Origin of the sequence: Brevundimonas sp. PAMC22021 (assembly GCF_019443405.1) — a bacterium.
Taxonomy (GTDB): Bacteria; Pseudomonadota; Alphaproteobacteria; order Caulobacterales; family Caulobacteraceae; genus Brevundimonas.
Window position 1 is genome coordinate 56,320 of record NZ_CP080376.1, and the last position, 25,374, is coordinate 81,693.

General features: G+C 66.4%; 30 protein-coding genes and 2 pseudogenes. 19 read left to right on the top strand and 13 right to left on the bottom strand.

Going from position 1 to position 25,374, the window contains the following annotated elements:
• Positions 1–10: 10 nt before the first annotated feature.
• Together KY493_RS00225 and KY493_RS00230 are read right to left on the bottom strand one after the other, a co-directional pair.
• Positions 11–250, bottom strand: a complete 240-nt coding sequence (locus KY493_RS00225; protein WP_255568151.1) for a GNAT family N-acetyltransferase — start codon at positions 248–250, stop codon at positions 11–13.
• Positions 251–446: 196 nt separating this feature from the next.
• Entirely contained in the window at positions 447–1,376 is a 930-nt protein-coding gene (locus tag KY493_RS00230; RefSeq protein WP_219897023.1) for a dienelactone hydrolase, read from the bottom strand.
• Between the two features lie 150 nt (positions 1,377–1,526).
• On the opposite strand from KY493_RS00230, the gene KY493_RS00235 reads away from it, so the two are divergent.
• Positions 1,527–2,294, top strand: a complete 768-nt coding sequence (locus tag KY493_RS00235) for a LytTR family DNA-binding domain-containing protein (RefSeq protein WP_219897024.1) — start codon at positions 1,527–1,529, stop codon at positions 2,292–2,294.
• 412 nt (positions 2,295–2,706) lie between these two features.
• Positions 2,707–3,201, top strand: a pseudogene (locus tag KY493_RS00240) (Hsp70 family protein); the annotation flags it as partial.
• A gap of 156 nt (positions 3,202–3,357) precedes the next feature.
• Here the strand turns inward: KY493_RS00240 and KY493_RS00245 are convergent.
• From KY493_RS00245 to KY493_RS00260, 4 genes are all read right to left on the bottom strand, one after another.
• The gene (locus tag KY493_RS00245) at positions 3,358–3,735 is read right to left on the bottom strand and encodes a hypothetical protein (RefSeq protein ID WP_219897025.1); all 378 of its coding nucleotides are present in this window, start codon (positions 3,733–3,735) and stop codon (positions 3,358–3,360) included.
• Between the two features lie 128 nt (positions 3,736–3,863).
• Positions 3,864–4,436 carry a hypothetical protein gene (locus KY493_RS00250; RefSeq protein ID WP_219897026.1) on the bottom strand — a complete coding sequence of 191 codons (573 nt, stop codon included), beginning with the start codon at positions 4,434–4,436 and terminating at the stop codon, positions 3,864–3,866.
• Positions 4,437–4,646: 210 nt separating this feature from the next.
• Positions 4,647–5,372 (bottom strand): ABC transporter permease, encoded by a 726-nt coding sequence (locus tag KY493_RS00255; RefSeq protein WP_219897027.1) that lies wholly within the window; start codon positions 5,370–5,372, stop codon positions 4,647–4,649.
• Positions 5,369–6,322 (bottom strand): ABC transporter ATP-binding protein, encoded by a 954-nt coding sequence (locus KY493_RS00260; protein ID WP_219897028.1) that lies wholly within the window; start codon positions 6,320–6,322, stop codon positions 5,369–5,371. The genes KY493_RS00255 and KY493_RS00260 overlap by 4 nt, the downstream gene beginning before the upstream one ends.
• Positions 6,323–6,415: 93 nt before the next feature.
• Between KY493_RS00260 and KY493_RS00265 the strand changes: the two genes are divergently transcribed.
• Both KY493_RS00265 and KY493_RS00270 read left to right on the top strand, forming a co-directional pair.
• Complete coding sequence (locus KY493_RS00265) at positions 6,416–6,913, top strand: DUF2975 domain-containing protein (protein WP_219897029.1); 498 nt, start codon at positions 6,416–6,418, stop codon at positions 6,911–6,913.
• Entirely contained in the window at positions 6,913–7,155 is a 243-nt protein-coding gene (locus tag KY493_RS00270; protein ID WP_219897030.1) for a helix-turn-helix transcriptional regulator, read from the top strand. The genes KY493_RS00265 and KY493_RS00270 overlap by 1 nt, the downstream gene beginning before the upstream one ends.
• 8 nt (positions 7,156–7,163) lie before the next feature.
• Here the strand turns inward: KY493_RS00270 and KY493_RS00275 are convergent, their stop codons facing one another.
• Positions 7,164–7,352 carry a helix-hairpin-helix domain-containing protein gene (locus tag KY493_RS00275; RefSeq protein ID WP_219897031.1) on the bottom strand — a complete coding sequence of 63 codons (189 nt, stop codon included), beginning with the start codon at positions 7,350–7,352 and terminating at the stop codon, positions 7,164–7,166.
• 224 nt (positions 7,353–7,576) lie between these two features.
• Here KY493_RS00275 and KY493_RS00280 point away from each other — a divergent pair, with 224 nt between their 5' ends.
• Positions 7,577–7,906, top strand: a complete 330-nt coding sequence (locus KY493_RS00280; protein WP_219897032.1) for a S9 family peptidase — start codon at positions 7,577–7,579, stop codon at positions 7,904–7,906.
• A gap of 53 nt (positions 7,907–7,959) precedes the next feature.
• On the opposite strand, the gene KY493_RS00285 is transcribed toward KY493_RS00280, so the two are convergent.
• Positions 7,960–8,268: a hypothetical protein gene (locus KY493_RS00285; protein ID WP_219897033.1), complete on the bottom strand. Its 309-nt coding sequence runs from the start codon at positions 8,266–8,268 to the stop codon at positions 7,960–7,962.
• Between the two features lie 285 nt (positions 8,269–8,553).
• Between KY493_RS00285 and KY493_RS00290 the strand changes: the two genes are divergently transcribed.
• Complete coding sequence (locus KY493_RS00290; protein ID WP_219898234.1) at positions 8,554–9,180, top strand: tyrosine-type recombinase/integrase; 627 nt, start codon at positions 8,554–8,556, stop codon at positions 9,178–9,180.
• A gap of 486 nt (positions 9,181–9,666) precedes the next feature.
• On the top strand, positions 9,667–10,317 hold the full coding sequence (locus KY493_RS00295) for a helix-turn-helix domain-containing protein (RefSeq protein WP_255567931.1): 651 nt from the start codon (positions 9,667–9,669) through the stop codon (positions 10,315–10,317).
• On the opposite strand, the gene KY493_RS00300 is transcribed toward KY493_RS00295, so the two are convergent.
• Both KY493_RS00300 and cydD read right to left on the bottom strand, forming a co-directional pair.
• Entirely contained in the window at positions 10,290–11,960 is a 1,671-nt protein-coding gene (locus KY493_RS00300) for an amino acid ABC transporter ATP-binding/permease protein (protein ID WP_219897035.1), read from the bottom strand. The two genes, KY493_RS00295 and KY493_RS00300, sit on opposite strands and share 28 nt — an antisense overlap.
• The gene (gene cydD / locus KY493_RS00305; protein WP_219897036.1) at positions 11,957–13,558 is read right to left on the bottom strand and encodes a thiol reductant ABC exporter subunit CydD; all 1,602 of its coding nucleotides are present in this window, start codon (positions 13,556–13,558) and stop codon (positions 11,957–11,959) included. Before cydD ends, KY493_RS00300 begins: the two co-directional genes overlap by 4 nt.
• Positions 13,559–13,687: 129 nt before the next feature.
• On the opposite strand from cydD, the gene KY493_RS00310 reads away from it, so the two are divergent.
• The 8 genes from KY493_RS00310 (at position 13,688) to KY493_RS00345 (ending at position 21,027) form a co-directional block, all read left to right on the top strand.
• Entirely contained in the window at positions 13,688–15,286 is a 1,599-nt protein-coding gene (locus KY493_RS00310; protein ID WP_219898235.1) for a cytochrome ubiquinol oxidase subunit I, read from the top strand.
• A 25-nt stretch (positions 15,287–15,311) separates the two neighbouring features.
• Positions 15,312–16,460: a cytochrome d ubiquinol oxidase subunit II gene (cydB, locus tag KY493_RS00315; RefSeq protein WP_219897037.1), complete on the top strand. Its 1,149-nt coding sequence runs from the start codon at positions 15,312–15,314 to the stop codon at positions 16,458–16,460.
• 18 nt (positions 16,461–16,478) lie between these two features.
• On the top strand, positions 16,479–16,628 hold the full coding sequence (gene cydX, locus KY493_RS00320) for a cytochrome bd-I oxidase subunit CydX (protein ID WP_219897038.1): 150 nt from the start codon (positions 16,479–16,481) through the stop codon (positions 16,626–16,628).
• Positions 16,615–17,991, top strand: a complete 1,377-nt coding sequence (gene hemN, locus KY493_RS00325; RefSeq protein ID WP_219897039.1) for an oxygen-independent coproporphyrinogen III oxidase — start codon at positions 16,615–16,617, stop codon at positions 17,989–17,991. Before cydX ends, hemN begins: the two co-directional genes overlap by 14 nt.
• A 112-nt stretch (positions 17,992–18,103) precedes the next feature.
• Positions 18,104–18,757, top strand: a complete 654-nt coding sequence (locus KY493_RS00330) for an OmpW family protein (RefSeq protein WP_219897040.1) — start codon at positions 18,104–18,106, stop codon at positions 18,755–18,757.
• 233 nt (positions 18,758–18,990) lie between these two features.
• Positions 18,991–20,103, top strand: a complete 1,113-nt coding sequence (locus KY493_RS00335; RefSeq protein ID WP_219897041.1) for an HWE histidine kinase domain-containing protein — start codon at positions 18,991–18,993, stop codon at positions 20,101–20,103.
• A complete protein-coding gene (locus tag KY493_RS00340) occupies positions 20,103–20,483 on the top strand; it encodes a response regulator (protein WP_219897042.1) in 381 nt (126 codons plus the stop codon). Before KY493_RS00335 ends, KY493_RS00340 begins: the two co-directional genes overlap by 1 nt.
• Before the next feature lie 88 nt (positions 20,484–20,571).
• Positions 20,572–21,027: a hypothetical protein gene (locus KY493_RS00345; RefSeq protein ID WP_219897043.1), complete on the top strand. Its 456-nt coding sequence runs from the start codon at positions 20,572–20,574 to the stop codon at positions 21,025–21,027.
• 58 nt (positions 21,028–21,085) lie between these two features.
• Here the strand turns inward: KY493_RS00345 and KY493_RS00350 are convergent, their stop codons facing one another.
• Complete coding sequence (locus KY493_RS00350) at positions 21,086–21,232, bottom strand: hypothetical protein (RefSeq protein WP_219897044.1); 147 nt, start codon at positions 21,230–21,232, stop codon at positions 21,086–21,088.
• Positions 21,233–21,411: 179 nt separating this feature from the next.
• On the opposite strand from KY493_RS00350, the gene KY493_RS00355 reads away from it, so the two are divergent.
• From KY493_RS00355 to KY493_RS14360, 3 genes and pseudogenes are all read left to right on the top strand, one after another.
• Positions 21,412–21,681, top strand: a complete 270-nt coding sequence (locus KY493_RS00355; RefSeq protein ID WP_219897045.1) for a hypothetical protein — start codon at positions 21,412–21,414, stop codon at positions 21,679–21,681.
• A gap of 21 nt (positions 21,682–21,702) precedes the next feature.
• Positions 21,703–22,290, top strand: a pseudogene (locus tag KY493_RS14575) (autotransporter outer membrane beta-barrel domain-containing protein); the annotation flags it as partial.
• A 16-nt stretch (positions 22,291–22,306) separates the two neighbouring features.
• The gene (locus tag KY493_RS14360) at positions 22,307–22,456 is read left to right on the top strand and encodes a hypothetical protein (RefSeq protein ID WP_255567932.1); all 150 of its coding nucleotides are present in this window, start codon (positions 22,307–22,309) and stop codon (positions 22,454–22,456) included.
• A gap of 160 nt (positions 22,457–22,616) precedes the next feature.
• On the opposite strand, the gene KY493_RS00365 is transcribed toward KY493_RS14360, so the two are convergent.
• Positions 22,617–23,129: a GNAT family N-acetyltransferase gene (locus KY493_RS00365; RefSeq protein WP_219897047.1), complete on the bottom strand. Its 513-nt coding sequence runs from the start codon at positions 23,127–23,129 to the stop codon at positions 22,617–22,619.
• Positions 23,130–23,189: 60 nt separating this feature from the next.
• Positions 23,190–24,704, bottom strand: coding sequence for an acetyl-CoA hydrolase/transferase family protein (locus KY493_RS00370; protein ID WP_219897048.1), 1,515 nt, complete (start codon positions 24,702–24,704; stop codon positions 23,190–23,192).
• Between the two features lie 282 nt (positions 24,705–24,986).
• On the opposite strand from KY493_RS00370, the gene KY493_RS00375 reads away from it, so the two are divergent.
• Positions 24,987–25,205 carry a hypothetical protein gene (locus KY493_RS00375; RefSeq protein WP_219897049.1) on the top strand — a complete coding sequence of 73 codons (219 nt, stop codon included), beginning with the start codon at positions 24,987–24,989 and terminating at the stop codon, positions 25,203–25,205.
• The last annotated feature ends 169 nt before the right edge of the window (positions 25,206–25,374 follow it).

The following is a 25,374-nucleotide window of genomic DNA, read 5'->3' on the forward strand; positions in this document are numbered from 1 at the left end:
CTCTACGGTCTCAGCGGCGGAGGTGCAGAAGAGGATACGCTCGATCTTGGCCGTTGAGGTCGGACCGCCCGACAACCTGGAAACCCATCAGTGTGTAAAATCGGAGAGCCTGAAAATTCGCTTCGTTCACGTCTGTCGTGCTTACTTGGTGTTCGCTAATCGCGCTTTGAAGCAACGCATTCCCGACGCCTTTCCCGTGGTCGTCAGGGTCTATGAAAAGCGCTTCCAGATGAGCACCGCCCCTTGACATGAACCCACGGGTCGGTCCGCAGTCGTCAGGAAGTCGTGGGTGGCTTCCATCGCGCAACTCCAGATTTCGACGAGGCAATTGACCTCATCCGAACGGTTTGGCGAATGCTTGGGTTCATGAGGCCCGAACAGCGCAGCGGCTGCTTTCGGCACAGGCTCCAAGGTCCGTCCCTGGCGCTTCCCTGACTCCTCCAGCGTCAGACAGCGTCGCGGAAGAACCGCACCACCTCTTGATTGAACTCCAGGTGAAACGCGGTCCGATCGAAGCTGGGATGGGATTCACAAAGAACTGGGATCGCCACCCTAAGCGCCTCGGAGCAGGGCGGCAGGAAGTCAAAATGTCCGGCGCCGGCGACCCGATGATATTCCGCCGCTCGGCCTAGGCGGTCGCGGATCGGTTCGACGTTGAAGGGCGCCGGCAGCACCATGTCGCCGTCGGCCTGCCACAGCTGCACCGGAATAGTCACTCTGGCGAGGCTCTCGTCAGTGAAGGCAAGGCCAAGGCCCGGCGCGGCAATGACGGCCGCCCTGATGCGAGGATCATGACCGACGGCCTTCCAGGTCGTCGGATCGATGGGCGATCGCCTGATCAGCTGACAGGCGAAAACTTCCGGCTCCTGTTCGCAGTGGCGACGGACCAAGGCGAGATCGCTGACGCCACCGACAAGCGCGGTGACCGTGAAGCCGCCCGCCGAATACCCGAATGCGCCGATGCGTGCTGAATCGACGCCCATGGGTCCCGACCAATGTTTGGTCATGTGGTCGATCAGCAGGCTGATGTGGCCCGCCCGATCCGTCAGCTGGGTCTGACGGCTGTCATCGCGCCAATTATCGCCGGGGTGGGTCAGGGCGGCGACCACAAAGCCGGCCGCCGCCAGCGCCTTTGCGGTGTCGTGGTGTCCTTGGGAATGGCCGCCGTTGCCGTGAGAGATCACGATCAGCGGCCTCGGTCCCGCGAACTCTGTGCCGTCCGGCAGCCAGACGGCGACTTCGATCTCTCCGCCTGCCGGTTCGGCGAAACGGAAGATCTGGTCCGCCTCCTGCGCAAGGACGGTGTCGGGCGAACCTGAGGCAGCGGCTAGGGTCAGGGCGGCGATTGGAGCGATAAAGGCGCGAAGAAGAGACATGGGCGTAGACCAGTGATCGGGGATACGGCCCAATCCGCGATCAACGGGGCTTCCGCCAGGGCGCCTTCGTGACTGGGCGAACGGGTTCGCAGCCCGGCCACTGGTTAGGGCGACCGCTGGAGCTGTATCGTCAGGTCAAAAGGGGATTCGATGACCGACGCGTCAGCCAAGGCAAGACAATGGGCGATCGAACTGGCAGCCTGTCTGGCGACCGGCGCCCTGCTCGGCGCGATCGGCCCGTTCGGCAGTTTCCTCAATGACGTCCTTATCATCAGGGTCGCCTACTGGGTGATCGTCTTCCTGTCCTGCGGCCTGGCTGTGGGCCTGACGATCCGGATCGTGACGCCGCGCGCCCGAAAGGCCGGCGTTCCGATCTGGGCTTGGGCGCCGGCCGTGGTTCTGGCGATCGCCTTGCCCTTAGCCGCGTTCACCCGCCTGGTCGCGGTGGCCTTCTGGGCGGGGATCGGCGATCGTGTGAGCGTGGCGGACTGGTATGGTCAGACACTGCTGATGTGCCTGGTCTACTTGACGCTGCACGCTGTCGTCGCTCGCAGCACCGAGCGGCCTGAGCCACGACTCGACAAATCAGGGTCCGGTGATCCGCGCATCCTGCGACATCTGCCCCTGCGCCTCGGCAGCGACCTTCTGTGTCTGTCGATGGAGGATCATTACGTCCGCCTGCACACGGGCGGGGGCTCGGTGCTGGTGCTGATGTCGCTGAGCCAGGCCCTTGCCGAACTGGGCGACATCGATGGCCTTCAGGTGCATCGATCATGGTGGGTCGCGCGTGACGCCGTGACCGGAGTGATCAAGGATGGGCGCAACCTTCGCCTTCGACTCAGAGGCGGTTTGGAAGCGCCGGTGTCTCGAGCGAGTGTGGCCCGCCTGCGCCAAGCGGGCTGGATCGAAACCAGATAGCGCGACGCGGTGTGTAGTCCGACCTGAACTCAGAGTAGGCGGTGTCTCTCTACGCGGGAGAAAACGATCTAGCGTCCACTCCTTGGAGGGTGTGGCAATGACCTCTCTGGCGCTTATGCGTCCTTCCTCACCAGAGCCGACGGCTGCTACTTCAGGCCGTCACTCGCCGTAGTGTGCGCCACCAAGGCGCTAGCGGTGACCATGGCCTAGGTCTTGGTCGTTCTTGAGAAGTGTCACTAGTTCCATGTGCTTGGCATTGTATTCGGCGCGGATGATCTATTGCCAATGAGAGATCGGTCGGCCGTACTTCTTCTCAATCGTCGCCAGGTGCTGCAGCGAGGCTAGCACGAAAGACCAGTCTGCGACCCTGGGCAGATGTCCGCTCAGGGCGAAGAGCCGCATCGTACAGTGGGCGCTTTCCCGGAGCGCGCTGGAGCCGGACAAGATCGAGCGGCTGATCGAGGTTCTCGACGACAATCATGGCCATGCCCTCTACCAGGCGGTCTCCCGACTGAAGTTCGATCTGTCGCGCGACGAGGTTGCGAGCTTCTCCTTTGTCGCGGGCTCGGTCCGTATCGAGCGGTCGGTCAAGCGGTCCGAATTCGAGGCCTGGATCGCTCCGGAGCTCGCCGCCATCCAGACCGCCGTGGACGAGGCGATCCGACGGTCAGGCTTGGAGCCCAGCCAGATCGACCGCGTTTTCCTGACGGGCGGCACCTCCTTTGTCCCCGCGGTCCGCGAGATCTTTCATCGGCGTTTCGATCCTGCCCGGGTCGAGACCGGAGGCGAGTTCGAGTCCATAGCCTCGGGACTGGCTCTGATTGGTCGCGAAGCGGATATAGACCTGTGGAGCAAGCGCTCCTCGTCTGGCGAGGCGGCCCAAGCCGCGGCTACTGCGGGCCGTTGATGGGGGCGGTCAGGGCAGGGTGTCGCAACCGAGGAGCGCGCCGCCTCCAGGGCCAAGGTCTCGACTCCACGTCTGGCGCGTGTGGACCTTTCGAAGCGACCTTCCTCGTCCGTCTGGTCGGCAGTTCTTCAGCACGCGGCAAAGCTCGCGACCGGGTCAGCCGTCCTCGGTCGCGCCATCCGCCACACCCACGCACCGCTGCACCGCCGCGCCTACCTGCGTTCGTGGGGCGATAGAGCTGACCGTCCGCCCGTCGTCGGCGTAGGTCGCCAGGAACTGACACCCGGTCGCGAGATCGGTCAGCACGAACACGCCGGGCTGGTCGGTCGGCGTCCGCGCCAGCTGGGCGCCAGCGATGGAGCGAAGCGCACCAGCGGGATCCTGGACCGCCTGCTGGATCTGGGCGCCATGTTGGTTCGCCAGCTCGACCGTCCGCCTCGTGCTAGCCACCGTCTCCTCCACCTCCCGAAGGGCGGAGGTGTCGATCGGGTCGCACGCGCCCAGCAGCAGGGCGGAGGCGGCGAGGGCGAGCATCACTGACTTCATGACCGTGAGATGGGCGAGCATCGCGTGGGCGATAAGTGGGACACGCGGTCGCGCCCACGCACGGTTCACTAGTGCGGATGGATGCGCGCTCTCACGCTGGCCTGTCGCCGCCGGCCTTAGTGCCCGATCACCATGTCTGCGCCTACGATCGCGCTCACCGCCAGGCTGGAGACCAGGTAGGCCATGGCGTTGAACCGCCACGACAGACGCAGGCGCCTGGAGGCCCAGATCGTGCAGGCGACGAGGGCGAGGGCCAAGAGAATCGGCAGGGTCCAAAAGCCGATCCCTAGCCAGGCGCTCACGCGCGCCTCATCGTTCGGCAGGATGAAGCTGAGACCCTGCGCCACCACGCGCATAAAGGCGGCCGCATACAGCACGGCATAGGCGTTCACACTCCGCTTTGCTCGAACAAAGGCCAGGGCGATGAGCGCCTGCAGCACGGTCACCGCGGGACCCGCAGTCGAGATCAGAGCGTGATCTTGCGGCGGTGTCGCCGCCGAGGGGACGGAGCCGTTCAGGCCGTAGGACATCTGATGGCCGAGCAGGGTGCCCATGGCCCAGTGCGCCGCCTCATGAACCACGAAGGTGGCGAGCAGCACCGTCGCCAGAAGGACGGCGTATCGCGCGGTGAACCTGGGCCTCGGACCGGATGGCGCAACGTCGGCAGAGAGCGTGGATTGGTGGATCATCGGCCAGTCTCCGACGCAAGGCGCCCTGTCAGAACGGCCCCAACGGCGACGCCGACACAGATCCACAGGCCGAGATCGTCGGCCAGGATGCCGATGAGGATGCCGGCCGCCAGGCATATCGGGGCGGGCGCAAGCGGTCTGAGACCGGTACGGAAGGGTTGCGGCATCTTCTGTCCTCCTCTGGTTCGGAAATAAGAGAGTCGAAAGCGATCAGGCCGGCTCTCGTCCAGCCAGATGGATGATGGCGGCGACGAAGACGCACAGGCCGAGGCCAGCGCCCAGCACAAGGGCCGTCTGAACACGCCAGGCGTCCGTCGCCAGCATGTTGATGGGCATCTGCCAGGGAAAGAAGACGCCTTGTTTCGCGGCGGTGGCGACGACCGCAAAGAAGGTCCCGCCGATGCCGAGCGCCAGGGCGGGAACGAAGCTGCTCCAGCGCATGGCTGTCCAGAACTGGATCGCGGTGAGCAGCAACGCTGCGGCCGCAACCTTGCCCGTCGTGATCAGGTTTTCGGCCAGGTCCAGCGTACCGGTTGGGGCGAGCTCAGGCTTCACCGCCGTCGCGAGATGGATCGCCCCTATCGTCAGCACCAGGTTGGCCAGGCTCATGCCGGCGATCAGGACGAGGACGCAAATTGCCTTGGCGGCGTAGATCCTCCACCGGGCGATTGGCAGGGCTCGCAGCTGATCCCAGGCGCGCGGTCCGTGCTCCATGTGCGCGACCAGGGCGGTGAGCGCCGTCACGCTCATCGGCAACATGAAGAAGGCCCAGATGGCGGCCGCGCCTTGCAGCCACATCGCCCAGGGCTGGGCCTCTTCGAAACGCAGCATGTTGAAGAAGGCGAAGACGGCCACCAGCGTGGGCGCCGCCGCCGCCAGGAGCAGCACCAGCGACCGGTTGAGCTTGCGGGCCTCTACGATCAGAATTCGGATCATCGGGCGGCCTCATTCTGCGGGGGCATGGCCGTCTCGTTTGATCTGGATACGCACTCATAGATGCCCTCGAGCGAGGGAGGTCTGGCGCCCAGGGAGAAGACGCCGACGCCGGCCTCGACCAGGGCGACGTTGAGGGCCGCGCAGGCGGCGTCGTGATCGTGCCCGGGGCGCAGGCGAACAGTTAGGGCCGCATCACGCATCGACACCGAGAGGTCACGATCCCGCAGCACCCCGGCGGCGCGTTGCGGATCATCGATGCGGAGCTCCAGTTCCGGCGCCTGCTCGGCCTTTAGTCGTGTGAGCGCGTCTTCAAGCACCAGCCGGCCCTGGCTCAGAATCCCGACGTGGGTGGCGACCTGTTCGATCTCGCTGAGAAGGTGGCTGGATACGAGAACGGTGGCTCCGGCGGCGTCGGGCAGGCCTCGCAGGAGCCGACGCATGTCGGCGATGCCTTCAGGGTCGAGGCCGTTGGTCGGCTCGTCGAGGATCAGAACGGCGGGCGCCCCCAGAAGCGCCCGCGCCAGTCCGATCCTCTGGCGCATGCCGAGCGAGTAATCCGAGACGCGACGGTTAGCGTCGCGGCGCATCTCGACGACATCGAGGACCCGGTCGATCTCGCTCCTAGCGAACCCTCGCAGGGTGCAGGTCAGCGACAGGTTCTCGCGTCCGGTCAGATTGGCGTAGAAGCCGTGCGCCTCCAGCAACGACCCTACCTTGCGGGCGGCTGCGATCCGGTCGGCTCCGACATCCACGCCGCCGATGACGGCGGCGCCGGAGGTGGGCTTCAGCAGGCCCAGCAGCATCCGGATCGTGGTCGTCTTGCCCGCGCCGTTGCGGCCCAGAAACCCGTAGATGGACCCCCGGGGCGCAGACAGCGACACGGCGTCAACCACCGATCGATCGCCGAACCGTCTTGTCAACCGCAGTGTCTCGATCGCCAGATCCGCCATGCCGCCCCTCGCCATCTCTTTAAGTCCAAGCTAAAGTTGCGAAGCTCGCGACTTTAAGTCAAGATTAAAGTTTGGACAGCTTCAGGAGCCGCCATGACACCTTCGGACCTTTCCCGCTTCCGGCGTATGTGCGGCCGCTTTCGATGGCTGGCCGTCTTGATGACCGTGACGGTCGGGCTGGTGGTTGTGGCGACGACGATCGTAGTCCCGCTCGTCAGCGGGATCGGCCGATCGCCGGATGACGACAGAAGGGTCTGGGGTGGGGTCGTTCACGCGATTTCGCCGCTCTTCTACCTCTACGGCGTCTGGTCCATCGGTCAGGCCATGGGTAATCTGTCCCAAGGCCAACTGTTCGCGCCAACGGTGGCTAACGCCCTCAGGCGCGTCGGACTGTCATTGGGGCTAGGCGGCGTGTTCAGCGTCTTTGTCGCCACGAACTTGCTCCGGATCATAGAACAGTCACGCGGCGGCTATCTGCATTTTGATGTGGCAGGGATGACGCTCGGCATGATCGGCGGCGCGCTGTTCCTCTTCGGGCGTGTGCTGGACCAGGCGGGCGCCGTGCAGGCCGAACTGGACGAGATGATCTGATGCCGGTGCAGGTCACGCTGGATGCGTTAATCGTCGCAAAGGGGCTCAAGGCGCGCGATCTGGCGCAGCAGGTCGGACTGAGCGAGACGCAGCTGTCTCTGTTCCGGTCCGGCAAGGTCAAGGGCATCCGCTTCCGCACGCTTGCTCGCCTTTGCGCGGCCCTGGATTGCAAACCCGGAGACCTGCTCGACTACCTGTACGCCACGGCCGACCTGGCGGTCGATCCGGACGAGGAAGGGTAGGGGCCAGACTATGCGCCGACTTGCACGCTGTGCTCGGCGCCTGACCACTTGCCGGCCAAGCCAGGCGCCTCCTCCAGCTGGCGCACCTCGTCGAACCGGCCGCGCTCTTCGCGATAGCGCACGATCTCGAAGCCGTGTTCCGAGAGTGCTTCAACCCCGTCGAGTTCGGAGGCGGTCGCTGAGTTGAGGTCGAGCAAGGCAAGGTCCTTTTGACGTCACTAGGGTGGGGGCAAGCCTCGACGTTCTGCAAACGGTCAGATCTTATCGTGGTTCAAGGCCAAAGGCCATCGGCGAAGACGCTCGGAAGCTGGAGGGGCTTTGTCCGATCGGCTGTCTCCAGCCCTGTTGTTCTGCGCAGCTTATTGGAAGGTGCGGGCGCCTCAACGCCGAGAACAACGGCTGTCGTGATCTGACGGCTGAAGTGGTTGAGGCCGAAGCCCGCGACGCCGTGTTCACCAGTCCGTTGCCCGGATTGCTCGTCGCTCCGTCCGCGCCGCTGTACGACCGGGATGCCCGGTCCGGCCGGAGCCCGGTCTCAATGCCAGGCACCCTGGCGATCCATGGCACGCTTGACCCCAACACGCCCTACGAGCGCGCCGTCGCCCATGCCGCGAAATTGTCCGAGGTCGGCGAGGTGACATTCGCCACCGTCGTGTCCGGGGCTCACATGCTGACCTTCGCGGCGCCCGGATGTTTCGTCCGCATCGTTTCGGCATTCAACGCCGAGACGGATGTTCCGGACTCGTGTTAGTCTCGATCTGAGCCAGGCAGCTGAACGCCTGCACGATGAGCAGACGTTTGCCGTCAGCGAGCAGGCCTTCGATGCGGCCAGAACAAAGCGTAGGCTAGCCCGACGAGGAGCAGCGCCTGACCCGTATGAAGCCAGTTCGCTGAATTGTTTCCGCCCGCGAGCGAGACGAGCGCAACCACTCCCGCGAACGCCGCGAAGATCCACTTGCCCGGTCGGCTGGGGAACAGGGCGTTGGTCAGTCGCCAACTGGCGATCGTGCCAAGGCAGGTGGAAATCGCGGCTTCGGCTGCGAAGCGGGGCCGGTCGTAGCCCATGGGCTCGAGCAGGATCGAAACTGGCCAGCCTACGCACAAGGCGGCCATGATGTATGCCGCTACGGCGACCGCGCCCGCCGCGATCCCGTGCGCGACAGCGGAACTTCGGCAGTTACTTATCACAAGATCTCGCTGGAGGGCCTGTCAGTGAGATGAAGCACGTTGGCGGGTGGTGCAAGACGCGGCGCCGTCCGGGTCGAAAGCAGTGCTGCCGCCCGGCTCGAAGAATGTCCGTTTACCGGCAACCAACCAGTGTCCGCGGCCGGCGCGCAGCAGCCGCGTCTGGGGCATCTTGGGCGCGCAGGGAGGCGGCATCCTCGAAGGAGGTTGGCGATGCGCCAGTCTGACCTGTTCATCCAACCCAAGCGCCCTTGGAACGCCGGACGTTTGATCGGCCCAAAGGCGCCGCTCAAGCCCAAGCACATCTGGGTTATCCGACAACAGTTGAAGGCCGCAAGGCGCGTTCGCGACCTGGCGATGTTCAACTGCGCTCTCGATTCCAAGCTGCGAGCTTGTGACCTCGTGCGGCTTCGGGTCAGCGACTTGGCTCCAGGCGGCGTACTCCGCCAACGATCGATCGAGGTTCGGCAGAAGACCGGCAGGCCAGTGCCGTTCGAGATCACAGAGCCTGCGCGTGACGCCGTCGCCACTTGGCTGCAGGTCCGTGGACGACGTCACGACGGCTGGCTGTTCCCGAGCCGCAGCCGGCCCGTTCAGCACATCGGGACTGGACGGTACGCCCGACTGGTCGACCGCTGGATGTGCATGATTGAACTCGAGCCGCAGTGCTACGGCACGCACAGCCTCAGGCGGACGAAGGTCTCGCTGATATACAAGAAGACCGGCGACCTGCGCGCATGTCAGCTGCTGCTCGGTCACCGAAAGCTGGAGAGCACAGTGCGATACCTCGGCATCGAGGTGGACGACGTCTTGGAAATGTCGGAGCAGATCGATCTCTGAAGTCGAGCCGGGCTCCAAAGCGGGTCCGGCCAACGTCGCCTAAGGGTGGTAAGGCGAAGTAGTCATTGCTTGCAGCAACGGACATATTGCTCACGCGCTGAGTGCGGAATCTGCGGCTTGGTCTGCATGGCCGCTCTTGGTGCTTCCCGGCCCTGGCAAGGCAACGAGGTGGCTTCGCTCTCCGTTTAATCGCTAGTAGGGGAATAGCGCCTGTTGTTCGAATTTAGCTGCGACCACCATGGTACAACACTCTGCACTCGACACACCTAGGCCCTTCCGATCTCTCGAAGTCCGTCAGGCCGCGAAAACTCCGGCGTTCCGCAGCTGTTCCATCATCGAACTCACGACCTCAGGATGGTTCCCCTTTGATTGCGTCAACTTGCGTTGTATCGAGCCGCCATGGTCTCAGGGTTAAATGGGTCTGAGGGTTGCGTGAGCCGTTCCGCCGCTGACAGCTGCCTGCGCTGCGGTGCGAGAGCATACAGCGTGTGCAGCGACGTAGCCGGCGCCGCCCTTGAGCGCTTGAATGCGCTGGCTGACACGGTGGCGCTTGCAGCCGGCGAGGTGCTGGCTCTGGAGGGCGAACCGGCTCGCCACCTGTTCAACGTCACGGCGGGCTCACTCAGGGTCTACAAGCTGCTGCCTGACGGCAGGCGCCAGATCACCGGATTCCTTTTCGCCGGCGACTTTCTCGGCCTAGCGGGCGGCGAGACCTTTGGCTTTACGGCCGAGGCGATGGAGGCCTCGCGACTTTGCCGGTTCCGCCGAGCCGAGTATCAGGCGCTGGTGCGCGACACGCCCGCGCTGGAGCGAACGCTGCTGACCCGCACCTCGCATGAACTGGCGGCGGCGCAGAACCAGATGCTGCTGCTCGGCCGCAAAACGGCGCAGGAACGGGTGGCCTCGTTCCTGCTCGACCTGCCGTCGCACGATCCCAGCCGCTCCGCCCCCGAGAACCACGTCCGCTTGCCCATGACGCGGGCCGAGATCGCAGATTATCTGGGCCTGACCATTGAGACGGTCAGCCGCGTGCTGAGCCGGCTGAAGGCGTCCGGCGTGGTGCGCCTGGTGTCCTTGCACGAACTGCAGGTTCTGCGGCCCGACCAGCTTCAGGCCATCGCCAGCGGCGAGGGCTGAAGCGCGTGGCGTCCCGGCGCCAGCCGCACTCGACGATTCCCGTCCCCCCCTTCGATCCAGACGACCTGTTCGCAAAGGGCGGCGGGCGAAGGGCGGTGGCTGACCAGCAGGAGGCCTTGACCGGTGCGGGCCAGTCTCTGCTGAAGCCGCCATAGCACCTGCGCCTCCGTGGCGAAGTCGAGCCCTTCGGTGGGCTCGTCCAGCACCAGCCAAGGCGCCGGCCGCAGATAGGCCCGTGCAAGGCCGAGCCGCCGCCGCTCGCCGCCTGACAGCGCCTGACCGCCGGCTTTGACCGGCGTGTTCAGGCCGAGCGGGGAACTCTTGAAGCGTACGGACAGCGCCGCGTCCTCCAGCACCGCCCAGAGCGCTTCGTCGGTGGCGTCGGGGTCCGCAAGCCGCAGGTTGTCCCGAACGGAGCCGTCGATGAGCCGTATGTCCTGGGCGGCGTAGGCGAACAGAGCGCGGCGCTGCTTCGGCGCAAGGTCGCTGACAGGCACCCCGCCGAGCGTGACTCCCGCCGTGGCCGAACGCAGGCCGATGATCTGCTCCAGCAGCGTGGTCTTGCCGACGCCTGACGGACCTGTGAGCGCCAGTCGTGCGGACGGCGAGACGGAGACGAGGCCGTCGATGGAGAGGGTGTCGGAGGTCAGGTCCCAGGCGGGGGCGTCGGGACCGGCGTCGAACAGGGCGTCCAGACGGTCCAATGTCGCCTCGGCCGCGCCAGCCTGACGCAGGGCGGCGACGAGGCCGGAGGCGGACTCCATTCCCATGACCAGGGCCAGAGCCGCCAGCGCCGCCAGCGGCTGGGATGCGTCGCGGGCGGACAGCAATACCACAGCGAGGCCCGCCGCAGTGATCGCGGATTGCCAGACCATCAGCCACCCCGCGACCGTGGCGGTCTTCTGATTGGCGGCGTCCAGATCCCGCCCGGCGGCCTGCCCTTCCGCCAGAGCCCAGCCGTCCAGGCCATAGGCGCGCAGTTCGGGCGCGGCGGCGGACAGCGCCGACAGGCGGGTCTTCAGCGCTCCCATGGTCGATGGGACCGCCGCGGCGACAGGCTCAACCCAACGCCGCGCAATCACGATCGCTCCGAACGCGCTCAGGCCCATCGCCGCCAGGGTCACGAAGGCGGCGGGGGGGCCGGCCAGCAGCGCCATGGCGGCGGCGGCCGCTACGCCCGCGCCCGCGCTCCAAGGGGCCGAGCGACGGATAAACAACGTCAGCAGGTTGTCCACGTCCTGGACCATCCGCGCCGAGGCCTCGCCGGACGCCAGGGCCAGCGCCCGGTCGGGCCGGCTCGAGGCCAAGGCGGCGAACAGCCGAGGGCGCAGCGCCGCCAACCCTTGAAGCCCCGCTTCATGCCCCGTCAGCCGCTCGCCATAGCGCGCGGCCGTTCGGACGATCGCCAGCAACCGGATAAAGGCACTGGGCAGAAGGTAGTTGAAGGCTTGGGCGACGGCGCTGCCCGCCAGGCCCGCCAGCGCTGCGGCGGTGATGAACCAGCCGGACAGGCCCAGCAGCGCCACGGAGGCCATTGAGACGAGACCGCCGGTGACTGCGGCGGCGGCCAGCCGGGGGCGCTGCAGCCGGAACTCGGCGACCAGCAGGCGCCGGACGGGGGACGGTCTTCCAGAGGCGTTCACAGCCGCACCACGCGATCGGCCAGGGCCGTGACGGCCGGGGAATGGGTGGCGACTAGGGTCGTGCGGCCCTCAGCGGCCCGGCGGATCACGGCGATGATCCGGGCCTCGGATTCGGGATCGAGGTTGGCGGTGGGTTCGTCCAGCAGCAGCAGCGGCGCCGGCTTCAGCAGGGCGCGCGCCAGACCCAGCCGACGGCGTTCGCCGCCGGACAGGCCGCCGCCGCGCTCGTCCAAGGGGCGCTCGAGATCGCCGTGCAAGCCGGCCAGGCCCGCGGCGCGCATGACGTCGCGCCGGCTGGCCCGCGGGTGGGCCAGAACGATGTTGTCGAACAGCGTGCCGGGCAGCACGACCGGGTTCTGGCTGGCCCAGGCAATCTGTCCGGCGAAGCCCTCGGGCGGCATGCGCACGCCGCCGACCTCCACCTCGCCGTCGGCGAGGGGGACCAGTCCCAGCAGCAAGTGCAGCAGGCTGCTCTTGCCCGACCCGCTCGCTCCGGTCAGGGCGACGATCTGCCCGGGGCGGATGTCGAGGTCGAAATCCTGGATCACGGGCGCTAGGCCATAGCCGATGGCGACGGATCGGAAGGCGATCGACCCCGCGTGGCGGCCAAGGGGCGTCGGCGTCGGATCGCGGACGGGGGGCGTCTGAAGCGCGGACACGGCCGCCTCGGCCGCCTGACGGTCGTGGTAGGCGGCGGCCAGCCGGCGCATGGGCGCATAGACCTCGGGGGCCAGCGCCAGCACGAAAAGGGCGCGGGGCAGGTCCAGGGTCTCCGGCGCCGGGAAGGGCAGAAGCCGCAGGAGGTTGAAGCCGCAGTAGACGGCCACAAGCGCCACCGAGAGAGCCGAAAAGAACTCAAGCACCCCGGACGACAAAAAGGCGACCCGCAGCACCCTGGAGGTGCGCGCCGCCAGACTGGTCGCGGCATGCTCGATCTCCGCCGCCGCGCGCGCCTCGGCGTCAAAGGCCAGCAGGGCGGGAAGCGCCCGCACGCGGTCCAGGAACAGGCCGCTGAGGCGTTCCAAGGCGTCGAACTGCCGACGACTTTCGGCGGCGGCGGCCGTGCCGGCCAGCGCCATCCCGGCGACAAAGGGAAGAAGGGTGAAAAGCAGGATGGCGGCCGACATCGGGCTGGCCAGCGCAGCGGTTGCAATCAGCAGCAGCGGCGACAGGGCCGCGGCCGTGCGCGCAGGCGCGAAGCGGGCGTAGTAGCCATCCAGCGCCTCCACGCCCTCCACGGCCGCCGTCAGCCGCCTGTCGGCCGATCCATGCGAGGCGAACAGGGCCTTCAGGGCGCCGGTCCGGACGTCTGCCTTTACCCGTCGCGCCAGCCGGGCCGACAGCGCCAGCGCGCCCTGGCCGAGCAGGCCACGCGCCGGCAGGGCGACCATGGCCAGGGCGATCCACGGAGCGGCGGCGTTCAGGGATTGCGGCAGATGATGCACCGCCAGCGCCAGGCCGGCTGCAAAGCCCACGGCCAGCGCCACGTCGGCGATCGTCGCCAGGGCGGCCATGCCGGCGAGACGACGATGCGGCCGGGCGACGTGGGACAACCACGGACGCGGCGAGAGGGAAGAGACGAGGGGCTGTGCGGTCATGGACGCCCGATACGCCGATCCACGCGCGCTTCTCTTTGATCTCGATCAAGGCGCGATGCGGTCGCGGGCCTTAGGGCGTCTCTCATAGGGCGCAGGTCGTGGGGGCCGGCGCCATGGAGCCTCGCCATGATCGACCTTGCGGTCGTCGACCTATCAAGGCTGCAGTTCGCGCTGACAGCCCTTTACCATTTCCTGTTCGTGCCGCTGACGCTCGGCCTGTCCTTCATGCTGGTCATCATGGAGAGCATCTATGTGATGACCCGCCGGCCGATCTGGCGAACCATCACCCGTTTCTGGGGCGTCCTGTTCGGCATCAACTTCGTGCTGGGGGTCGCCACCGGCCTGACCATGGAGTTCCAGTTCGGCATGAACTGGAGCTACTTCTCGCATTACGTCGGCGACATCTTCGGCGCCCCGCTCGCCATTGAGGGCCTGATGGCCTTCTTCCTGGAGGCGACGTTCGTGGGGCTGATGTTCTTCGGCTGGGACAAGCTGAGCCGGCACGTCCATCTGTTCGTGACCTTCATGGTGGCGCTGGGCACCAACCTGTCAGCCCTGTGGATTCTGATCGCCAACGGCTGGATGCAGAATCCCGTGGGCTCGGCCTTCAATCCCGAGACGATGCGGATGGAGGTCGTGGACTTCATGGCCGTGCTGTTCAACCCGGTGGCCCAGGCCAAGTTCGTCCACACGGTCTCGGCCGGCTACGTGATCGCGGCGGTGTTCGTATTGGGGATCTCGGCCTTTTATTTGCTGAAAGGCCGGCACAAGGGCTTCGCTAAGCGGTCCATGACGGTGGCGGCGGCCTTTGGCCTGCTGGCCTCTCTGTCGGTGGTCGTTCTGGGCGACGAGAGCGGCTATGCGCTGACCGACAACCAGAAGATGAAGCTGGCCGCCATCGAGGCCATGTGGAACACCCAGCCGGCCCCGGCCAGCCTGTCCCTGTTCGGCATGCCGGACATGAAAACGCGCGAAACCCGCTTTGAAGTGCAGGTGCCGTGGGTCCTGGGCCTGATCTCGACCCGCAGTCTGGACGGCAGCGTGGACGGCATCGTGCAGCTGGTGGCGCTGGCGCAGACCCGCATCGAAAGCGGCGTGATCGCTTACGACGCCCTGGAGACGATCAAGGCCGATCCGAACAACGTCGCCGCCCGCGCCCAGTTCGAGGAACACCGGCGCGACCTTGGCTACGGTCTGATGCTGACCCGCTATGTCGCCGATCCGCGACAGGCGACCCCGGACCAGGTCGTGGTCGCCGCCTGGAACACCGTGCCGAACGTCCCGGTGATGTTCTGGTCGTTCCGCTTCATGGCCTTTATCGGCTTCGCCATGATCGCCCTGTTCGCCACAGCCTTTGTGCTGTGCACGCTGCGCAGGCACGAGACGCGCTGGTTCCTGCGGCTGTGCGTCCTGGCGATCCCGCTGCCGTGGATCGCGGCCGAGCTGGGCTGGGTGGTGGCCGAATACGGCCGCCAGCCCTGGGCGGTGGAAGGCGTGCTGCCGACCTTCATGGGCGCGTCCAGCCTGACGGTCCCGCAGCTGTGGACCACCATCATCGGCTTCACCGTCTTCTACGGCGCCCTGGCCGTGGTCGAGGTCGGCCTGATCCTGCACGCGATCAAGAAGGGCCCGTTCCACGAGCAGCAGGAACTGGATCGCCCCGCGCCGGCGGGCGGCCCCGACCTGACCGGAACCCAGGACGGCGTGCCCGTTCCGGCCACCGCCTGACCGACATCCCCTAGGACATCCTCCAATGGAACTTCCTCTCGACTACGCCACCCTTCGCCTGATCTGGTGGGGATTGCTGGGCGTGCTTCTGATCGGCTTCGCCCTGACCGACGGCTTTGATCTCGGCGTCGGCGCCCTGCTGCCCTTTGTGGCTCGGACCGATGAAGAACGCCGCGCCGTGATCAACACCATCGGCGCAACCTGGGAAGGCAACCAGGTTTGGTTCATCCTCGGCGGCGGCGCGATCTTCGCCGCCTGGCCCTTTGTCTACGCCGTCAGCTTCTCGGGCTTCTACCTGGCCATGTTCCTGGTGCTGTCGGCGCTGATCCTGCGTCCCGTCGCCTTCAAATACCGATCCAAGCGGCCGCACGGGAAATGGCGCACGGCCTGGGACTGGGCCCTGTTTATCGGCGGCTTCGTGCCGGCCCTGGTGTTCGGCGTGGCGGTGGGCAATGTGCTCTTGGGCGCGCCCTTCCGGTTGGACAGCAACCTGCGGTCCTTCTACGAAGGTCATCTGCTGGGTCTGTTCACGCCCTTCAGCCTGATCTGCGGCCTGCTGTCGGTCTCGATGCTGGTGCTGCACGGCGCGGCCTGGCTAGGCCTCAAGGCCGAGCGCGGCGTGATTGGCGACCGCGCCCGTCGCTTCGGCACGATCGCGGCGATCCTCAGCCTGGTGCTGTTCGCCGCCGGAGGCCTGTATGTCGCCTTCGGGCCGCTGGGCTTCCGAATCGTCGGCGAGGTCGATCCGAACGGATGGTCCAATCCGCTGCGCACGGCGGTCCAGGCTGCGCCTGGCGCCTGGCTGGACAACTACGGACGCTATCCGTGGATGGCGATCGCACCGGTGCTGGGCTTCCTTGGTACGGCGGCGGCGCTGATCGGCCTGTGGCGTCGCTCCGAGCCGCTGGCGTTCGGCGGATCGTCCGTGGGCACGCTGGGCATCATCTCGACGGCGGGCCTGTCGATGTTCCCGTTCATCCTGCCCAGTTCGATCGATCCGCAGTCCAGCCTCACGGCATGGAACGCCTCCTCCAGCCATGTGACCCTGTTCATCATGCTGGTGGTGACGATCATCTTCCTGCCGCTGATTCTTCTCTACACCTCGTGGGTCTACAGGGTGCTGTGGGGTCGCTCGACCACCGCCGCGCTGCGCACCAACCCCGACCTCTACTGATCAGGAAGGCGCAAAGCCATGTGGTATTTTACTTGGGTTCTGGGGCTTGGCCTCGCCGTCGGCTTCGGCGTCCTGAACGGCGTCTGGCACGAGTTCCACCTGTTCGACGAAGGCGATCCCGGCCTGTCGATCCCGGATCAGGATGCACAGACCGATGTCCCGCTGTGACCCCGGCGCGGCGCCGTCGACAGGCGAGCTGATCGCCCGCTACGACGCCCGCGCGCCGCGCTACACCTCCTATCCGACGGCGGCGCAGTTCACGCCCGCCGTCGGGGCCGCGAACTGGGTCGGCTGGCTCCGGTCTGCGCCGGATCAGCCCGCCTCGCTCTATGTCCACATTCCCTTCTGCAAGCGGCTGTGCTGGTACTGCGGCTGCAACACCCGGGCGATGAACCGGGCGGAAGCGATCTCCGCCTATGTGGAGCTGGTGCTGAAGGAGGCGGCGCTGGCCGCCGAGGCGGCGGGACGCCGGATCAGGATCGAGCGGCTGCACCTGGGCGGCGGCACGCCCAACATGCTTTCGCCCGGCGACCTGAGCCGACTGATGGCGGGGCTGTCGGACGTCTTCGACCTGTCGGGCCTCCACGAGTTCGCCGCCGAACTGGATCCGGAAGTGCTGACCGACAATTGGATCGCGGCGGCCGGCGCGCTCGGCCTGACGCGCGCCAGCCTGGGTGTGCAGGACCTGTCGCCGGTGGTGCAGGCGGCGGTGAACCGGCCCGAGAGCTTCGACAGCATCGCGAATTCAGCGACCATGCTTCGGGCCTGCGGCGTCACCTCGCTGAACCTCGACCTCATGTACGGCCTGCCTCTGCAAGGCGTGGAGGAGGTGCTGGCGACGCTGGAGCAGGTCGCGACCTTGCGGCCGGAGCGCATCGCCCTGTTCGGCTACGCCCATGTGCCGTGGATGAAGCCGCACCAGAAGCTGATCCATGACGAGGACCTGCCCGGCCCCGACCTGCGCTTCGCCCAGAGCGAAGCCGCGCGCCGCTTCCTGATCGCCCACGGCTGGCAGGCGATCGGCATCGACCATTTCGCCCTGCGCACCGACAGCCTGGCGCTCGCGGCGCGGAGCGGCCGGCTGAAGCGCAACTTCCAGGGCTACACCGACGATGCGGCGCCGCTGCTGATCGGCCTGGGCGCCTCGGCCATCAGCCGGTCGCCGCAGGGCTACGCCCAGAACCTGACGGTCGAGCGCGACTGGCGCGCGGCGGTGGGCAAGGGGCGGCTGTCAGTCGCGCGCGGGGTGGAGATCACGCCGCGCGACGCTTTCATTGCCGAACTGATCGAGCGGCTGATGTGCGACTTCGCCGTGGATGTGACGGCGGTCGCCGCACGGCATGGCCAAGGCCTGTGCGCGGCCAGCCGCGTGCGTGAGGCGCTGGACGTTTTCGTCGCGGACGGTCTGGTCCGCATCGATGGCGGCGCTGTGCGCGTCACCGAGGCGGGGCGGCCGTTCGTTCGGGCGGTCTGCGCCGCCTTCGACCCGCTGGTGCAGCCGACGGCCAAGCGTCACGCCCGCGTGGTTTGAGACAACGGTTTGCGCTGGATCAAGGCGAAGCTTCCTGATCCTGCGCATCACCTCTTTCGACGCCTGAACTTCATGGCCGCATTCGCGGCGCCGGGCGTCAGGATATACTGAGATGACCATCAAGACCCTGCTCCTGGCCGTCGCCGCGGCCGGACTGGCCGCGCCGGCCATGGCGCAGACGCAAGCCGACTGGACCCTGCCGCGCGCCGGCGACTGGAACGTGATCGGGCGGGTGACCGACGTGGCGCCCACCGCCGATGACGCCATCGTCACCGCCGCCGGGGCCGACAGCGGCCTGCATGTGGACGTCAGCGATAGCATCATGCCGACCCTGGGCTTCACCTACTTCCTGACAGACCACCTGGCGGTCGAGGCGATCCTGGGTACGACGCGGCACGAGATCCGCGCGCAGGGCGGCGACACAGACGTGGCGGTCCACAAGACCTGGGTGCTGCCGCCGGTCGTGACGCTGCAGTATCGTCCGCTGACGCAAGGAACGATCAGCCCCTATGTCGGCGCGGGGGTGAACGCCATGGTCTTTCACAGCGGGGACAACAAGAATGGCTTCGATGTCGATCTGGATGACGGCTTCGGCTACGCGCTGCAGGCGGGCGCGGACATCGGCCTGAAAGGCCCGTGGAGCGTCAACGTCGACGTCAAGCGCGTCTGGTTCAATACCGATGCGAACGTCAACGACGGAGCGCTGCGCTCCGATGTGCACCTCGACCCGTGGGTGGTGTCGGTGGGGATTGGCCGCCGCTTCTAGGCAGAAGGCCAGGAGCCTGGCTCGATCATCGGTACCCGAGCCTCGCAGCCGGCCGACGCTCTCCCCGGCCGCCTCGTCCGGGCATGCGAGGCGGCGAGGACAGCGTCGGCTGATGAGCCGGAGACCACAGCAGCTTCGATCTGGAATACGCGATCGGTCCCCATGGGCTTAGCGTCCACGATCTGATACCTGCGGCTGGCCCGTGGAAGGGCGCCCTTCATCTCCGCAACCCTATGCCGTTCCTCGTCACGTCCTCGGCTCTCGAGCAGGCTCTTGTCTGGTCGCTGAAGCTCCGGATGTCCATGCCGCGCCGATTGCTGTCGGCGGCGCTGATCATTCTGATGGTCGCCGTCGCGCGGGCTGCGCTCGGCGCGCTCTTTCTGCCGTTCCTGTTCTACATCCCAGCCGTGCTGGGTGTGACCCTGATGCTGGGCGCGGCGCCGGGGCTGTTTGGCGCCTTCCTGTCCGTGGCCGCGACGCTCGTCTCCTATCAGATGGAGCAGGGCCGCATCGATGCTGAACGATGGACGGCGACGATCCTCTACAGCTTGGTCATGCTCATGCTGATCGGCGTGGCCTACACCCTGCGGCGGATCATCAGGAATCTTCATGCGGTCGCCGACCGACGCGACCTCATCGATCTTGATCGGGAGGCGAGGGAGGCGGAGCTCAAGCGCGCCGAAGAGGCCAAGCAAGCGGCGCTGTTAGCGGAAGCTGGGCAGCTGGCGGAGGCGCAGCGCCAGCAGCGTCTGCTCAACGACGAACTCTCCCATCGCCTGAAGAACCAGCTCGCTGTGGTCCAGTCGATCGTGAGCCAGACGCTCCGCGGCTCGGACGTCGATAAGGCCGCGCGGATTGTCCTCGAGCAGCGTCTCAGAGCGCTCGGCAAGGCCTCGGACGTGCTGACCCGATCCTCGTGGGAGGCGGCTGACCTCGAAGCGCTTTGTCGAGGAGTCCTTGAGCATGTGGCGGAGGAAGGCCGTGTACGGATTCAGGGGGACCCCGCCCTGTTGGTTCAGCACGTCGTGATGCCGCTCGCACTGGTGCTGCACGAGTTGGCTACGAACGCGGTGAAGTACGGCGCCCTGTCCAATGCGACGGGCCTGATCGACCTATCGTGGAAGGTCGAGCCTTCCGCAGAAGGGGAACCGCACTTCCAGCTGCAGTGGAGGGAGCATGGCGGGCCCGAAGTCGTCAAACCGACCCAAAACGGCTTTGGAACCAAGCTGATCGAGGAGTCTTTGAAGCGGCACTTCGGAGGTGCAGTGGTCGTGGATTACCGATCAGACGGCCTAGTGTTCGAGATCACTTCACCGACGGCGTCGGTCGTCAGGGTGGGCTCGTGATGGGACAGTCGCAGCCTTATGGAGATCGCTCGATCCTGATCGTCGAGGATCAGTACATCATCCGCATGGAGCTGATGGACTTCTTCCGGGAGGAAGGGTTTCGCGTCCTTGAAGCCGACACAGCCGATCAGGCGATCAACATCCTCGCCCACGATGTCGGCGTTCGTGTGGTGCTAACGGACATGGAACTGCATGGCGAAATGACCGGCCTGGAGCTCGCGCACATGGTTCGAACGCGGCATCCGCCTACGACCTTGTTTGTGATGTCGACGCGCCAGGCGCCGGATCAGAGCGCCCTTCCGACACGGACAACCTTCGTCTCCAAGCCCTTAGATCGCCAGCACCTTCTGCGCCAGATCGAGCCTGTGACGCCGAACTAAGGCCTCCTCGAGGGCGCTTTCAAGCCCGGCAAGGAAGCGGTAAGTCGCGCCGTCTATCATCGGGACTTTCAGCAGCAGGGGTGAGGCCGTGCCGCAATCCATCGACGGGATCATCCAGCGCCTGGTGGACAGGGGCGGGGTGGATGTCTCTGCTCAAGTCGAAGAGCCGATGCGCCGCCGCGTCGCCGAGTTGATGGCGCCGCTGAAGGGCCAGGCGCTCTGTCATGATCTCGCAGTGCAGATCACCACCATCCTCAGCACAGACCGTATGCTGCTGGCCTTGCAGCCACCGAGGTTCTGGATCCACTTTTCGGATCCCGACGCGGCGCCTGCGGAGCGCTTCCTCGGCGTTGTGGTGACGCGCGCCGTCTCGCTTGAGCTCGCGATCCTTTCCGCCGCTTTGTTCGACATCCACCCCGGTGGTCAGGCCAATGGCGCGGAGTTATCGGCTTACCTCACGATCGACGACGCCTTCTGCGATCGTCTCCTCAGCCCCGCTGAAGCCGAGCACCTCACTCGTATGCTGGACGCACAGGTCAACTAACCCTGAGCCGAGGCTCTGTCCCACGACCTGGGCAGAGCCGCTTGTTGATCAGCGAGGCTCACCAGTCGGTGGGAAGCTCCGGACCTTGACCACCACACCGGTAGATTGGCGTGGCGTTGTAGTAGGCGGAAGGGCTGTAGGCGCGCAGCACGTAGACGTTGTTGCCGAAACCGCCGCAGCCGCGGTCGGCTGTTTCGCCGAGCACCTGCGTCTTTGGCGGCGTCGGCGTAGTAGACGTAGCTGTAGGCCATAAGCGGATACTCATACGACTGAGCGACGACCGCAGTGGCGCCAGCCGCCGAGACCAGGGCAGCGGCTGCGAGGATACCTTTGACGCGTTTAGACACGTGAAGCCTCCCGTTAAAATCGCCGGATCCGGCCGGCGTGGTAATTGTCCGCGCGGCCGGAGGAGCGGCCGGGGCCTTCGCGCTGGCCGACGACGCCGATTATTCCGGCTTCATCGACTACAGCCTCTTCGTCGAGGACGACGAAGTCCGGCTGCTCGCGTCGCCCGCGGTCTTCGAACTGGCCAAGATCGCCCGCTTCGACCAGCAGTCGTGGCAGGCCGGGGCGGACGCCTGGTCCTATCGCGCAAGGCAGATCGCCGACGCCGAGGCGGGCGACCGCAGGCGTCGCGTGTCCGGCGAAATTTGAGGCCAGGCCTTCGGCTCGAGCTTGAGGTGGGGCGAAGGCGGCGAAACGGTCACAGGGTTCGACGGCGAGCAGACGCGCGATCTGGCGTTCGATGCCGATCGCACTGGTTTCCAGACCGGCGTCGATTGGCTGCGTGGAGGAAGCTACTGGGGCCTCACCAGCGGCGTCAGCCGATCCGAGTACCTATTCCAAACCAGCCGCACGTCGGTGGACGTGCAGGCGGCCAACCTCGGCGCCTACGCCGGATGGAGCGGCAACGGGCTGCGCGCGGAAGTCTTGGCGAAGGCGGACGCGCTCGAACTGCGCCTGACCAACCCAACGGCGCCGTTCCTTGAAACCTTCGACGGGCTTAGCACCGGCGTTCAAACCCAGGTGGCCCGGCGGCTCGGGGACCAACGCATCTATGTCGAACCCCAGGCTCAGCTCGCCTATGTTCACACCCGCCTTGACGACTTCGATGCTCTCGGCGCCGCAATAACTTTGGACGATGTGGACGCCGGAGAAGGCCGGCTCGGTCTTCGGCTAGGCTCGAACAGCGGCGACCTCCGACCCTATGTGAGCGCTCATGCGGTGCAGGAGTGGGGGGGGCAGAGGCCTGTTCTCCAGCGGAGGCTCCGATCTGCCGTTGGCCGACCAGGACGAGGCCACCTACGGCCTTGTCACCGCCGGCGCCGACGCCTCCTGGAACGGGTTGGAGGCCTTCATCCAGGGCGAAGCCGCATTCGGCGACATGAAGGGCTGGCGCGCGCGCCTAGGCGTCCGCATCCGCTGGTGACAGGGGGACGACCCTCCGCAGGAGCGGAGGGTCGTCCACTCTGCTGGCCTCAGACGACCCCAAATCCGAACGGCTCCGCCGTTCAACATCCACATCCGGCCATCGTCGCGCATGCCTGAAGAAGGCGGTTTCGAGCTCCGCCCGCGCGGTGGCGAGGCGGTCAGCGCAAGAATCTGCTGACCTGCACAAGCGACGGATCGCCGTCGACAACCTCTTCCTCGAAGCCCATCTCGCGCTCGATCTCAAGGGCGCTGCGGTTCGCGTGGCCCTCGATGAACTCGATGACGGCGTAGCCGCGCGCCCGAGCGCGGCTGACCAAGTGATCGAGCAGTGACCAGCCAACGCCCTGTCCTTTCAAATCCCCCCGCAGCACGACTGCGGCCTCGGCACGCTTGCCTGCCCCATCGCTGGCCAGGATCGCAGTCGCCGCCACGGAGCCGTCATCGACAAAGGCGATCAGGCTCTCGTTGCGGGCGTCGTTGGCGCGGATCATCGCCACCAGACGGTCGTGGCCGACCTCGCGCAGGGTCGCGAGAAAGCGGAATCGCAGGTCTTCCGGCGTAACTGAAGCGAAGAAGGCGGCCAGAGCGGGCTCGTCCTCATCGCGGGTCCGCCTGACATGCAGCCGCACGCCGGCGCGGGTAATTATCTGCTCGCTGTCGTGATCGTTCATCGCGGTCTCCTTGCATCAGGCGACGATGGACGTTCCTGGTTGGCTCCGCATTGACCCTGATCAAGCAGGCAGCATCGTTCCCGTCTCCATGAAGCGTCGGTGCCATGAGAGCGCTTCGCCGGGCAGGGATGGGGCGTGCAGGCCGTATGATCCGCCGTGAGCCCGGACCGCGTAGTCGCGAAGCAGCGAGCGGTAGTCGGGATGCGCGCAGCGCTCGATCACCAGCTTCGCCCGTTGCCGAGGCGAGAGACCTCTCAGGTCCGCCAAGCCCTGTTCGGTCACGATCACCTGCACGTCCTGCATGATGTGGTCGACGTGAGAGACCTGCGGCACGATGGCGGAAATCTTGCCGCCCTTGGCCGTCGACGGCGTCATGAAGATGGAGACATAGGCGTTGCGCGCAAAGTCGCCCGAGCCGCCGATGCCGTTTTGGATGCGCGAGCCCATGACAAGGGTGGAGTTTACATTGCCGTAGATGTCAGCCTCAATCAGCCCGTTCATCGCAATGCAGCCGAGGCGGCGAACAATCTCCGGGTGATTGCTCATCTCCTGCGGGCGCAGGATCATGCGGTTTCGGTAAGCGCTCATATCGGCGTTCAGCCGCGTCGCAGCTTGGGGGCTGAGCGAAAAGGCGGTGGCCGAGGCCATCCGCAGCTTGCCCGCATCCAGCAGGTCGATCATGCCGTCCTGGATCACCTCGGTGTAGGCTGTCATCGGCTCGAACGGGGCGTCGATCAGGCCGGACAGAACCGCATTGGCGATGTTGCCTACGCCGGATTGGATCGGCAGCAGTTCCGGCGGCAGGCGGCCGCGCGACACCTCGTGCGCCAGGAACTCGATAATGTGCCCGGCGATGGCCCGGGCCGTATCGTCCGGCGCCGCGAACGGCAGGTTCCGGTCGGGGGCATCGGTTTCGACCACGGCGATCACCTTGTCGGGATCGCAGGCGAAGTAGGCCGAGCCGATGCGATCGTCTGGCCGCACCAACGGGATGGGCACGCGCTCTGGCGGCAGGCGCGTCCCGTAATAGATGTCGTGCATCCCCTCCAGCGCCGGGTTCTGCCAGCGGTTGACCTCCAGGATCACCCGCTTGGCACGGTCCAGCCAGGTCTTGTTGTTGCCGACCGACGACGAGGGGATGAGCGATCCGTCGGCGCGCACCCCAATGACCTCGATGATGGCCGTGTCGAGCGTCCCCAACACGCCTTCCCAGGCCATGGGAGCCACCTGGCTGAGATGCATGTCGAGGTAGTCGATTTCGCCTCGGTTAATCTTCTCTCGCGCGACGGGATCGGAACTGTAGGGCAGGCGCTGGGCAACGCCGTCGACTGCGGCCAGCGCCCCGTCCAGCTCGGGCCCAGTGGAGGCGCCCGTCCAGAGATTGACGCGGAAGGGGCGTCCGGCGGCGCCTTCCGCCGCCATGCGTTGAGCCAGCGCCTGCGGCACGGCCTTGGGATAGCCCGAGCCGGTAAAGCCGCTGGCCGCGATCGTCTCGCCAGGTCGGATCAGGCCGGCGGCGGCGTCAGCGTCCGTGACGCGGGCGCGAAGCGTGGCGCAACCGATGCGGTCGGTCATGCGGGTCCTCCAAGACAATGGGCAGGGGCGGAGCACCCCTCGCGCGTTCAACTCGCCCTGTCGAGCACATGGCTTCAGTGCATCAGGGGCGCATCCGGGTGCGGGATGACTTTCGTGGCCGGAGCTCCCAGCGCAGCCGGTGCGTCGCTGGGCGCGGCTAGGTCGAGCCATGCTCACGATGGAAGTCGCGTCGAAACCGCCACAGTTCCTGACGTGCTCCCTCGAGGCGGACGCGCGGCCGCTGTCAGCAACAGTTCAGGTTGGGCTGCCTAGTCGTTTTGCATGACCGATTATCGACTCCACCTCATCCGCGACGGCTTCAGGACCGAAGAACGTTTAGCCGGCATCGATGACGCCGACGCTCTGGCGCTCGCGCGCATCTATGTGCTGGCCGACAGCTCCATCACTCATGCGACGCTGATTCACCGCGACGGTCGCAGCCTCGGCGACATCCAGCTTGAAGCGAATTCGCCCGCCTCGGCCAGAGGTAGAGAATCTTGACCCGGTCGCCTTTGTGACATGCGGAAGATCCCTCCCAGCCCCGCGGTTCGCCTCTCCGGCCGCAGCGTTCCTCGGCTTCAGGATGCCGGAAAACCGGCCGCTTGTGATGATCCGACCGACGCCGGCGGAGGTCGGTTCCGAAAGCTTTGCAACACGAGTGGCTGAGACA